Annotated in this window: 12 protein-coding genes and 2 pseudogenes; 1 reads left to right on the forward strand and 13 read right to left on the reverse strand. The window is 32.6% G+C overall.

All coding sequences use genetic code 11. The features are described from left to right. The first annotated feature begins 127 nt into the window (after positions 1-127). A complete protein-coding gene (locus tag JCM14822_RS05750) occupies positions 128-400 on the forward strand; it encodes a hypothetical protein (protein ID WP_157047648.1) in 273 nt (90 codons plus the stop codon). Between the two features lie 256 nt (positions 401-656). Here JCM14822_RS05750 and JCM14822_RS05755 read toward each other — a convergent pair. The 13 genes and pseudogenes from JCM14822_RS05755 to JCM14822_RS05815 all read right to left on the reverse strand — a co-directional run bounded on the left by JCM14822_RS05755 (position 657) and on the right by JCM14822_RS05815 (position 12,372). Beyond that, positions 657-1,978, reverse strand: a pseudogene (locus tag JCM14822_RS05755) (uracil-xanthine permease family protein). Continuing rightward, positions 1,979-2,524, reverse strand: a complete 546-nt coding sequence (gene pyrR, locus JCM14822_RS05760) for a bifunctional pyr operon transcriptional regulator/uracil phosphoribosyltransferase PyrR (protein WP_054740642.1) — start codon at positions 2,522-2,524, stop codon at positions 1,979-1,981. A 199-nt stretch (positions 2,525-2,723) separates the two neighbouring features. Next, a complete protein-coding gene (locus JCM14822_RS05765; protein ID WP_054740483.1) occupies positions 2,724-3,635 on the reverse strand; it encodes an RluA family pseudouridine synthase in 912 nt (303 codons plus the stop codon). Between the two features lie 3 nt (positions 3,636-3,638). Next, positions 3,639-4,121 (reverse strand): signal peptidase II, encoded by a 483-nt coding sequence (lspA, locus tag JCM14822_RS05770; RefSeq protein WP_054740485.1) that lies wholly within the window; start codon positions 4,119-4,121, stop codon positions 3,639-3,641. Between the two features lie 39 nt (positions 4,122-4,160). After that, complete coding sequence (aroB, locus tag JCM14822_RS05775; protein WP_242861423.1) at positions 4,161-5,105, reverse strand: 3-dehydroquinate synthase; 945 nt, start codon at positions 5,103-5,105, stop codon at positions 4,161-4,163. Then, entirely contained in the window at positions 5,015-5,242 is a 228-nt protein-coding gene (locus tag JCM14822_RS21640) for a hypothetical protein (protein ID WP_054740489.1), read from the reverse strand. The genes aroB and JCM14822_RS21640 overlap by 91 nt, the downstream gene beginning before the upstream one ends. Beyond that, positions 5,239-5,862 (reverse strand): DivIVA domain-containing protein, encoded by a 624-nt coding sequence (locus JCM14822_RS05785; protein WP_054740491.1) that lies wholly within the window; start codon positions 5,860-5,862, stop codon positions 5,239-5,241. The genes JCM14822_RS21640 and JCM14822_RS05785 overlap by 4 nt, the downstream gene beginning before the upstream one ends. Positions 5,863-5,875: 13 nt before the next feature. Further along, a complete protein-coding gene (locus JCM14822_RS05790) occupies positions 5,876-6,637 on the reverse strand; it encodes a YlmH family RNA-binding protein (RefSeq protein WP_054740493.1) in 762 nt (253 codons plus the stop codon). 18 nt (positions 6,638-6,655) lie between these two features. Then, a complete protein-coding gene (locus JCM14822_RS05795) occupies positions 6,656-7,102 on the reverse strand; it encodes a cell division protein SepF (RefSeq protein WP_054740496.1) in 447 nt (148 codons plus the stop codon). 20 nt (positions 7,103-7,122) lie between these two features. Beyond that, positions 7,123-7,817, reverse strand: a pseudogene (locus JCM14822_RS05800) (YggS family pyridoxal phosphate-dependent enzyme). 9 nt (positions 7,818-7,826) lie between these two features. Then, positions 7,827-9,611 carry an HlyD family efflux transporter periplasmic adaptor subunit gene (locus JCM14822_RS05805; RefSeq protein WP_054740498.1) on the reverse strand — a complete coding sequence of 595 codons (1,785 nt, stop codon included), beginning with the start codon at positions 9,609-9,611 and terminating at the stop codon, positions 7,827-7,829. Between the two features lie 161 nt (positions 9,612-9,772). Continuing rightward, a complete protein-coding gene (spoIVA, locus tag JCM14822_RS05810; protein ID WP_054740500.1) occupies positions 9,773-11,251 on the reverse strand; it encodes a stage IV sporulation protein A in 1,479 nt (492 codons plus the stop codon). Positions 11,252-11,385: 134 nt separating this feature from the next. Then, on the reverse strand, positions 11,386-12,372 hold the full coding sequence (locus tag JCM14822_RS05815; protein ID WP_054740502.1) for an NAD(P)H-dependent glycerol-3-phosphate dehydrogenase: 987 nt from the start codon (positions 12,370-12,372) through the stop codon (positions 11,386-11,388). Positions 12,373-12,379: the final 7 nt, after the last annotated feature.

Raw genomic sequence — 12,379 nt, forward strand, 5'->3', positions numbered from 1 at the left:
CCAAACCCTTTATAGTGTCATTTCTTATTCTATTACTGCGTTTGATATTACCTCAGGGGTTACCCATGACACAAATACTTTACCTACAATACTCAATAAACTTACTGAAAGATGAAATATTTCTAAATTGTTTGCTAAAATGATCTCTGACAGTGAATCTATTGATCAACAAGTTTATATTGGTGCAGAAAGTTGTAATAAGTTAAAAGTTCGTTTAGTAGGCAATAAGCTTTCTGATGAAATTGCAACTAAGCGTATCAAAAAGGCACTTATCCAAAATAATGGTGAAGATATTGACTCACATAATCGTCAGCTTTTACATTGGAATCTTATGATTACTAACATCAGCAAAAAAAACCTTAATACATCTATTATTACAGAACTTTATCGTATAAGATGACAAAGAATCACACTACATACTTACGAGACGTTTTCTAACTTAGTTCAAAGAATAGGAAAGTTGGCTTTGCATGAAAAAACGCTTAAGACAAACTACTTATTCTAAAATAGAAGGTTATTTAGAACAACTTATTATTGCTGGAAAAACTTAGTCTTAAGTTAACGACTATGATTTATTAATAATTTATTTGATATACTTAATATTTTAAACTCAAAAAAAGCTAAAACCCTCTCAAAAAGGTTTTAGCTTTTTATATCTATATATCCTTCGGTAAAGCCTTATTAAGTATAATGCCAATTGCTGCTGCAATTGCAAGCCCCGAAATAGTAATGCTACCAACTATAGCAATACTATCTACGCCAATGCCTATAACAAGTATAATTGCAGCAATAATTAAATTACGACTATGTGAAAAATCTAATTTAGCATCTACTAATGTTCTTACACCTACACTAGAAATCATCCCAAATAAGATAATACTTACCCCCCTTTAATAGGGTCTGGAATAGTTTGAATAGTCGCTGTAAATTTGCCACATAAACTAAGTATAATTGCAAAAACTGCTGCAATATGTAAAATCTGTGGATCATATACCTTTGTAACAGCTAATACCCCTGTATTCTCACCATAAGTGGTATTGGCCGGTCCACCAATTAATCCTGCTACTGCAGTTGCCAGTCCATCTCCTAATAATGTGCGATGTACTCCTGGATTTTCAAAGAAATTCTTACCTACAACCGCACCATTAGTTGTAATATCACCAATATGCTCAATAAATACAACTAAGGCTATTGGTGCAATTCCTATAATGGCCTCCCATGAAAAACTTGGCATTGTAAAAAGTGTTTCTTTCCCTAATGGCGAAAGACCAATCCATGCTGCCTCATGAATTTTAGTTGTATCCACTTCACCAAGTATAAACGCTACAACATACCCCACAAATACAGCTATTAAAATAGGTACCATTTTGAAAAAGCCTTTAGCAAAAATAGATACCGCAATCATTGTAATTACAACAACACTAGCAATTAAAAGCCCTTTCAAATTAATATTATGCATTTTTGATGCTACTTGGAATGTCTCTACACTCACATCAAATCCATTGTTCTTTAAGATATTTACCATTTCAGCTGCCCTTGGATTTTCATTCATAACTGGTGCATAACCTATCATCGTTAATGCTGTAGGACTTAAGCGTAAACCAATTACCATGATAATAGGTCCTACAATGATAGGTGGAAAGAACGATTGGATTACCTCTACACCTAGAAATCTAATAAGTACTGCAATACACATATAGACAATACCTGTTGCAATAATCCCACCTTTTACAGCCCCTATACCATGGGCACTTAAAGCCATACTTATCGCTGTAATAAATGCAAAACTTGAACCTAAAAACACTGGTACAATTCCTTTTGTGACACTATGAAATAATAGTGTTCCAACTCCTGCACAAAGTAATGCAATCCCAGGATCCATTCCTGTTAACAATGGTACGAGTACTGTTGCCCCAAACATTGCAAGCACATGTTGCAAACCTAAAATAAGCTTTTTCCCCATAGTAATATCTTTCATCTATTTTCCCTCTTTCATTTCTAGTAATACAACGTTATCTCCATCTATTTCTGCAATATGCACACGTACTATTTCCTTCTTTGAAGTTGGAATATTTTTACCTACAAAATCTGGACGAATAGGCACTTCACGATGACCACGGTCAATGAGACAAGCAAGTTTAATATGACTAGGTCTGCCACTGTCCATAAGCGCATCCATTGCCGCACGTACTGTACGTCCCGTGTAAATAACATCGTCTACTAAAACTATACTTTTACCATTAATAATTGTATTCAATTTAGACTCTTCCATGACTGGTTGCTCAAATTTCTTTTCTAAATCGTCACGATAAAATGTAATATTAAGCTCCTCTACTGGTACTTCTACATTTTCAATCATCTTAATTTTTTCTGCTAAACGATGTGCAAGTGGTACCCCTCTTGTCTCAATACCTACAAGTACCATATCCATTGCCCCTTTGTTTGTTTCAATAATTTCATGCGCAATGCGTGTTAAGGCACGATTAATCGCTGCTTCATCTAATAAAATCTTTTTTTCACTCATTTTTTCACCTTCCATTTTTATTTTATTCCTGAAAATAAAATGCTTCTGTAATACAGAAGCATTAGATATACATAATAGAGCGCCATTTATCTAACCAATAAAACTATAAGCTATAAACAACATGCTACTTTATACGCTATGTGTATATCCTTATTAGCCTCTCGGACTATTTTAAAGGAACATAATTTTATTAATTATCTCATATCTTGTGAAGTTTGTCAATTACTGTCTTAAAATAGCTTGGTAATTCACTTTCAAAATACATTTCTTCACCTGTAATAGGGTGTTTAAACCCTAATACTTTTGCATGTAACATTTGTCCTGTAAGCCCAAACATTGTTTTAGATGGTCCATAAACTGGATCACCTAATAGAGGATGACCTATATGTTTCATATGTACACGAATTTGATGTGTACGGCCTGTATAAAGTGTTAACTCTACAAGTGAAAAGTTTTTAAATGTTTCTAATACACGATATTCAGTTTTTGCATAACGTCCACCTTGTACAATGGCCATTTTTTTGCGGTCTTGTGGTGATCTTGCAATTGGTCCTTCAATGATGCCATGTTCTGATTTCAGCTTACCATATACAATAGCTTGATATTTTCTTGTAATATTATGATTTTTTAGAAGCTCAGATAATCCTAAATGTGCACGGTCATTTTTAGCAATCATTAAAAGACCTGATGTATCTTTATCAATACGATGAACAATCCCCGGTCTAATCTCACCATTAATTCCTGAAAGTCCATCTTTACAGTGATATAATAATGCATTCACAAGCGTACCTGTATAATTGCCTGGCGCTGGATGAACAACCATGTTTTGTGGCTTATTAACAATAAGTACATCATTGTCTTCATATACAATATCAATAGGAATATTTTCTGCCACAATATCTACTTCCACTGGTTCAGAAATTGTAATAACAATCTCATCACCTGCTTTTACCTGATATTTACTATTTACTACTTTATCATTTACAAGAACACTACCTGCTTCAATTTGCTTTTGTATAAATGATCTTGTATACTCCGTTAAATTTGTCGCTAAATATTTATCTAAACGTGTGCCGCTTTCCTGCACGACTACTGTCATTTGTTCTTCCATTTATTATGCCTTCTCTTTTCTTCTTTCTTCTTCTACTTCGCTTAGTAACATTGTTACCACCAATAATCCTACACCCACTACAACTAAAATATCCGCTACATTAAATACAGGGAAATTAATAAGTTTAAAATATAGGAAGTCTCTTACATAGTTCAAAAACACCCTATCTATAAGATTCCCAATTGCACCACTTATAATCATAATAAAGGCAATCTTAGTCCATTTTCCTAAAACTGTTGTTGGTAATTTATGATAATAAATGAACATTCCAATAATAATAAGAGTTGTGATAATAATAAGAAATGTTTGTCTACCGCCTAACATACCAAATGCTGCACCTGTATTTTTAACATATTGTAAATGAAAAACACCATCCCAGATAGGAATGCTTCTTCCATCTGCTAAAGTATTTGTTGCCCATACTTTTGTAATCTGATCAACTCCAACAAGTCCGACAATAATAAGCCCAATAACTATATAATCCATCTTTATACTCCTTTATGCTTAAACTTAGAAAACGTGCTACTATTGGCACGTTTTTTCTATAAATAATATAGCATTTATAATTTCTTCTTTTGTAACATCAGTTACAATTGTAGCCTCACCAATGGCATTTAATAAAATAAATGATATCTTGCCATATGCCATTTTTTTATCATAACTCATTTGTTCCCATACTGCATCATGGCCAAAATGATTAATAGGTGCTAAAAGCTTATAATTTCTAAATACATTTACAATACGTGTTACATCTTCAGAATTTATATAACCCCTTTGTGCACTAATGTATGCCGCCATACATGAGCCATAAGCTACACATTGTCCATGAGATAATGCAAAGTTGCTTAAAGTTTCAATACTATGTCCAATAGTATGTCCAAAATTTAAAATCTTTCTAAGACCTAACTCTTTTAAGTCCTCTTCAATCACACTACATTTTACAAGACAAGACGCATATGTCATTTCTTCAATCATTACATCCTCATTATCTAAAATGCTATTAGCGTTCTGTTCTAACGTAGCAAACAACTTTGCATCACGTATTAACCCATGTTTAATAACTTCCGCTAAGCCACCTGTAAATTCTCTTTCTGGGAGAGATTTTAAAGTAGATAAATTACTATATACAAGTAATGGATTATAAAAAGCACCTACCATGTTTTTATGTGCTAGGTAATCCACACCTGTTTTACCACCCATGCTACTATCATTTTGTGCAACTGTTGTTGTAGGTACTTGTACAAATTTAATACCCCTCATATAACTTGAAGCAACAAATCCTGCCATATCACCTGCAACACCGCCACCTAATGCCACAATAAGTCCACTACGATCCATATTGTGTGCCACTAATGTATCATAAATCTGTGTAATAGTTGTTAAATTTTTAGAAGCTTCACCAGCTTCATATATATGAACAAATGTATTTGCAATTTCACTACAAATACTTCTACTTCTTTTAAATATAATGCTTCTAAATTTGTATCTGTAATAATACAAATTTGACTTGGTTTACAAACTGCTTTTATTTCATCTTCAAGTAACTCAAAATTCTGATGGAGTAAGATTTTATAAGGTCTAGTTGTAACAGCATCTATTTCTCTCATGCAAGCTCCTCTTCTGTGACTGGCACATATTCTTTAGTATAGTATTGGTCTTTTTCTTCACCTTCAATTGACTTGAACTCTTCAGGTTCATCCTCAATATGATCAAATGCTTTAAGCATTTCTTCATTTAAAGGACTCATTTGTGTATCTCCTTGTTCTAAAAGCTCCATTTGTGCTTGAAGTAATTGTTTGAATTGACCTTTATAAGCTAAATATTGTCTTCTTAAATCGTCACCTTTCTGACTTAGCTCAAAAGCTTCTTGTTTGCCTTGTTCTAAAATACGTGCCACACGCTCTTCTGCAAGTGTTGTCATTTTATCTGCACGTATTTCTGCATCATGCTTCATCTGTTCTGCTTTTTCATAAGCATTTGCTTTTGTCTCTTGTGCTGTTTTATCTGCAAGTACAAGAACATTTTGAATAGTAGATTCCATTGTACGATAATACTGCACACTTTCATTAAGTACATTTACTTTATCTTTTAATGTATAATTTTCATTAATGAGTTCTTGATACGATTGCAAAATAAGATCTAAAAACTCATTTACTTCATCAACATTATATCCACCTAATTTACTCTTCTTAAATTCTTTATTTTGAATATCTACTGGTGATAGCATTTCAAATCCCCCCTTATATATATTTATCTATAACAATGCGTAGCTTTTCCTTTTTGCTCATTCCAAGCATAGGACCTATTTTAATTTTTCCATATCCTCTTAAAGTAACAGTGTCACCTTCTTTTACCTGATAACTTACCTGCATGCTTACGCCATTGCATTTGGCTTTATCTGCTGCTATTAGCTTAGCTGCTGTTGTTCTAGAAATTCCAAAGGCAGCTGCAATAATAGCATCCATTCTTAAAGAAGCAACTGTAACTTGCATTGTTTTTGTATTTGGCTTTAAAGGCTCAATCTCATTAAAGCTTATTGATGACAAACTAATATTTTGATAACGGCCTACACTAGCCAAACTATAACTTACATAATCTGCCATCTGTGCCTCTAAAATTACATAAGCCCCAAAAGGGGCTAAAATAATATCTCCAATAGCTTCTCTTACTATACCTAGTCCTAGAAGTGCACCTAAAAAATCGCGATGTGTCAACGCTTTTCCAATACCAGTTTTTACCTCTATTTTTAAACAAACCATAGGCCATTCATCTTCACCTAATTCATAAGGTGAAATGCCCATCATTTGTCTTTCAGCCCCTTCATAACCCCCAAAGTAAAAAATCATATGGCTTGGCACAAACCCTCCATATTGTTTGAGCATTTGTGCCATCCAATCTCTATTGTAAAAATCTGTAAAAAAAGCTCTATTTTGGTACTCTGCCTTCTTCAAATATTCAATATAACTTTTCATAAAAAGCTTTTCTTGCATATCTGAAATCACTATATTCCTACTCATATCTTAAATTGTAGGTGGGAATACACTTCTTTGTTTGATTTTTTCTGGATTTACATTAACGTGTTCTGGTGCAAAAATAAAAATGTTATCTGTTACTTTTTCAACTGTCCCATTTAATGCACAGCAAGCCCCTGTTAAAAAGTCTACTGCTCTTTGCATTTCATGTGGTACTAATTTTTCCATATTTACAATAATAGGTTTTTTATTTTTTATATAACCGCATATTTCACCTGTCATATCATAGCTTAACATTGTAAAATTCAATAATTCCATTTTATTAACTGCCCCTAAACTTACAACTTTAGGTTGTGGAAGTGGTGTTGGATGTGCAACTGGTCTTATAGGTTCGTGTTTTCTTTCTACTACCTCTTCCATTTCCTCCATTTCTTCCTCATCATATTCATCTTCCGGTGAAAACATGTTTTTAAATTTGGACATAAAATTACTCATAAAATTGCCTCCTCTAACTTTTATCTTTTTGTATAGTCTCTATAACCAAAAATAGCTGTCCCGATACGTACATGTGTTGCACCCTCTTCAACTGCTACCTCGAAGTCGTTACTCATGCCCATTGATAAGACGTTCATACTTATATTATCAAACTTTTGCTTTTGTATGTCAACTGATAAATCATAAAGTTTCCTAAATATGGTTCTATTTTTTCAGCATCTTCCACAAAAGGTGCAACAGTCATTAGACCTTCTACTTTTACATGTAGTAATGCTGAAATTTCCTTAACAAGTGGTATAACTTCATTTAATAATATTCCATCTTTTGAATCTTCTTCTCCCACATTCACTTCAATTAAAATTTTTGTCACGACATTATGTTTAGCTGACTGTTTTTCAATTTCTTTAGCAAGTTTTAAGCTATCTACTGAATGAATAAGCTTAGTTTTACCTACAATATATTTAACTTTATTAGTTTGTAGGTGACCTATTAAGTGCCAATTCACTGGTGTTTCAATAGCTTCAATTTTTCCTACTAATTCTTGTACCTTATTTTCACCAAAATCAGTGCAGCCATAGCTTATGGCTTTTTCAATATCACTTGCTGGATAAGTCTTTGATACTGCAATAAGCTGAATCTCTTCTGGATTTCTTCCAGCACGTTTTGCAGCTAATGCGATGCGTTCCTTAATTTGTTCTAAGTTTTCTTTCATCATTTTAACCACCTACTCATTTTTAATTGTCATATCTTCTAAAAGCTGATTTATTTTAATGTTCTTAGGATTTGAGATAATCTTATCCTTTTCTTTAAGTTGACTACTTCCATTATTTTTTATAAGGGCATAGTCTTCACTTTGAACATAAATATCAATTTTCTTAAATTGTGCAATTTGACCATTAATAACATATACCCCTTGAGCGGTTTCGAACTCATCTATTGTATAAGTTCCACCACTAACTGGGTTAACTAGCTTAGTTCCTACTGTAAGCCCTCTTAAATTACCTACATCTTGTAAAATATACATCATATCTTGTTTTTCACTTTGTGGCCTAATCTCCACAAATTCTATAACTTCACCATTTTTACGCTGTACACCTATTTTATTATCTTTTTCAATCTTATATTCTACCGGTATTTTTAATAAACGTTGTTCTACAATTGCTTGTACTGGAATCTTCAAACCACTTTCATTTTTATTTCCAATACTAAAATGCACTTGGCGTACTGTTAAAAACTCATCGATTTGTTCTTGCGTTTTAAATACTAAACGTAAACGATTATTTTCTTGCTCCTTAGAAACTAATTTACAATTTATTTCAGAACCATTTAATGTATCAAAATTTAGTGGATAACTAGTTCCTTTTGTAAAGATATCATCTTTTTCATTAGATACATAAGTTACAATATACCACGTATTATCTAAGACAAGCTTATAAACCGGTTCATCTTTTTCTACATAAGACTTAATAATATTTTGAGATGCTGTCTTTTTAAAGATTTTATGATATGTATTGTAATCTAACTTAGAAATATTCTCATAATTTAATTTTTCTTGTCCATCTATATTATAAGAAATAATTCCTGAAGATGCTGTTTTCTGCACACTCTTATATTTTTCCAAGTTATTTGTAATATTATTTACCTTTTCCCCTACACTTGTATTTAATGCTTCTTGTTCTTTAGTATAAATATCAGTTAAATCTTTTACATTATCATCTAACTGCCCACGTAATATATAAATATAATCAGTATTGATTGCATTGATATTCTTGTAATATTCTTGCATTTTGGTATCAAAATCATTTGCAAGTACAGATACTTCATCTTGATAATATGAAATCTCTTTACGTTTATCTGCTGTATTATATAATTCTGTATCGGCTTTTACCTTTTCTTTTTCTGCCATTACTAAATTTTTTTCATCAGAAACAACAGCATAAGCAATACCTTCTTTTTTTACCTTTTCTCCTTCTGTCACATTATACTGAATTGTTCCAGTCACTTCACTTGTATAAACTTTTTCATTACGTACAATGATTCCCTCATATATCTCTGACATATCTAAGGTTCCTGTATTAACAACCTGTGTTGAAACTTCTGGTTTTGTAAGTATTTCTTTTACTTTCAAAATTCCCCATACACATAATGTTGTTATAATAACAACCATAATTAGTTTCTTTCTAAAACGCTTTGCTCTTCTCCTACGATTTCTCTCAATTTGTGCTTTTAAAAGCTTATTACGTTTTTGTATATCTTTTCTGCGTTCATCTGGAGAGCCTATGTAATTACTTGTGTATGCAGTATAATCTTGCTGCATCCTAGATACATTTCTTTTACTATTTGTTTTTGAGCTTGTCTGCTTATTCTTAGAAACTTTCTTTTGAGTTGTTATAGGTTTACACTTATTATTTGCCGTTCCTGCTTTCTTTTTTGTCCCAGTTTTTACTTCATATGGATTCAAATAAGTAGAAGTTCGGTTTCTTGATTTTGTAACTTTAGATTTTTTCATATTGTCACTTCCAACTCTTTCCTCAAAGCTCTTATCTTAAGATTACTTATTTAAGTTTGTTATTGTTATCCTTATCATATAATGGAATAAATAATCTTGCAAGCATAAGCCTTATAAATTTCTTCTTTAAAATAAAAGGCACTTAAAGTGCCTTTTTTATTTTAAAGAAGAATACAAATCAAACCACCATTACCCTCATTAATAATCTTTTGAAGTGTTTCTTGTAACTTTTGCTGTGCATCTTCTGGCATGCGATATAACTTATTCTGTAAGCCTTCATTAACTAATTCATGAAGTGATTTACCAAATATATTAGATTCCCAAAGTTTAATTGGATCGGTTTCAAAATCATTGAGTAAATTAGTAATTAAATCTTCACTTTGTTTCTCTGTCCCTACAATAGGTGAAACCTCTGTTTGGATATTTGCACGGATAATATGATAGCTTGGTGCACTTGCTTTGAGTTTCACACCAAATCGATTACCTTGTTTAATAATCTCTGGTTCTTCTAATGTGAGTTCTTCAAAAATTGGACTTACTACACCATAACCTTTTTCTTTTACTTCATTCATAGCATAAGCTACTTTATCATATTCTTTCTTGGTACTTGCAAGTTCTTTAATGAGACTCATAAGTTCATAATCACCATGAATCTCAATACCAGTTGCTTCTGAAAGAACGCGATAGAATAACTCATCTGTTGTAGCAACATCAACTTTTACAACGCCTTCACCTAATTGAATCTTTTCAAGGTAAACATTCTTTACAAAATCTAATTCTTTAAAATCACTGATAATATCCTTTACCTGTCTGATATTTTCAAGGTTATAAACATGTTCTTTCACACAATCAATCCAAGCCTTTTTTACCCAGTGTTCATTATCTAATGTTTCTACCCATTTAGGTAACATAAATTGAATTTCATTAACTGGGAATTCATAAAGAATTTTTTCAAGTAAAGTGTGAATATCTTCTGTCTTCATCTGTGCGACATCCATTGGTATAACTGGCACATCATACTCTCTTGAAAGATTATTTGTTTCTTCTATCACATCACTATCAAATGGCTTCTTTGTATTATAAACCACAACAAAAGGTTTACCTAATCTTTTAAGTTCATTAACCGCCCTAGTTTCACCTTCTATATAACTACTACGTGAAATTCCCGTAATTGAACCATCTGTAGTCACTACTATTCCAATTGTAGAATGATCCGTAATAACTTTTTTAGTTCCAACTTCTGCTGCTTGTGAAAATGGAATTTCTTCATCAAACCAAGGTGTTTTAACCATACGTGGTGCATTATTGTAAAAATGTCCCTCTGCTTCTGGAATGATATACCCTACACAGTCTATCATTCTTACTTTCACTTCAAAGTCTCCACCCACAGTAATAAGTGCCGCTTCATTAGGAATAAACTTAGGTTCTGTTGTTGTAATCATTTTGCCATCACCACTTTGTGGCAATTCGTCTTGTGTACGTTCCTTATTATGTTCATTCTTAATATTAGGAATAACCAGCGTCTCCATAAAACGTTTAATAAATGTGGACTTACCTGTTCGAACTGGACCTACAACACCTATGTAGATGTCCCCGTTGGTTCTCTCTGAAATATCTTTGTAAATATCGAAATACTCCATCCTAACGCCCTCCTCTTCCCTTAATGTATGGGTACATTTATATATATTGTGTAGAGAGAATATATATGCGTAGAGAATATTATTTTTCACAAAAAAATAATGCAAGACCAATGCCTTGCATTATCCATAATTTCTTATTCATCTTTTTTATCGCGCATCATTAATGTATCAATTGTTTCTGCTACAGGTACTTTATCAAATAAAGCTGCATAAATTGCACTAAGAATTGGCATATCTACATTATATTTTTTCATTAATGCATATCCACCTTTAGTTGTTGGTACACCTTCAACAACCATATTCACTTTTTCCATAGCTTCTTCAATTGTGAAACCCTGACCAAGAAGTTCTCCCGCACGACGGTTACGACTATGACCACTTGTACAAGTTACAATAAGATCACCAATACCCGTAAGTCCAGCGAACGTACTAGGCTTACCACCCATAGCAATACCTAAGCGTGAAATTTCAGTGATTCCTCTTGTAATTAAAGCTGCCATTGTATTATCACCATAACCTATACCTTCTACAATTCCTGCAGCTAAAGCAATAACATTTTTTAAGGCGCCGCCAAGTTCAATACCTACTAAATCTTCGTTTGTATAAACTCGGAAATACTTATTCATAAATAAATCTTGAATCTTAGCTGCACTCTCCATATTATTACTGCTTACAACAACAGTTGTAGGGACATGTCTTGCAACTTCTTCTGCATGACTTGGCCCTGAAAGCACTACCACATCATTCGGAAGTACATCTTCAAGTACCTGTGAAAGACGCATTAAAGTTTCATCTTCAATTCCTTTTGAAACATTAACAACAATTGTCTTAGCTGGTATAAATGGCTGCATCATTTTTGCTGTACTACGAATAGCTTTTGATGGTACTGCCACAATCGCTACATCTGCATCATTTAAAGCTTGCTGCATATCTGTTGTAAATGTTATTTCAAGTGGTATTTTTATACCTGGTAAACAACGCTTGTTTTCACGATGTTGTAAAATATCATTTTTTTCTTTTTCATCATAGCACCAAAATGTGATATGGTTACCTTGTTCATTTAGTAAAAGTCCTAATGCAAGCCCCCATCCACCTGCACCAATTACAGTAATCTTTTTCATGTGCTAT

It is taken from the genome of Cellulosilyticum ruminicola JCM 14822, assembly GCF_001311925.1.
Lineage (GTDB): Bacteria > Bacillota > Clostridia > Lachnospirales > Cellulosilyticaceae > Cellulosilyticum > Cellulosilyticum ruminicola.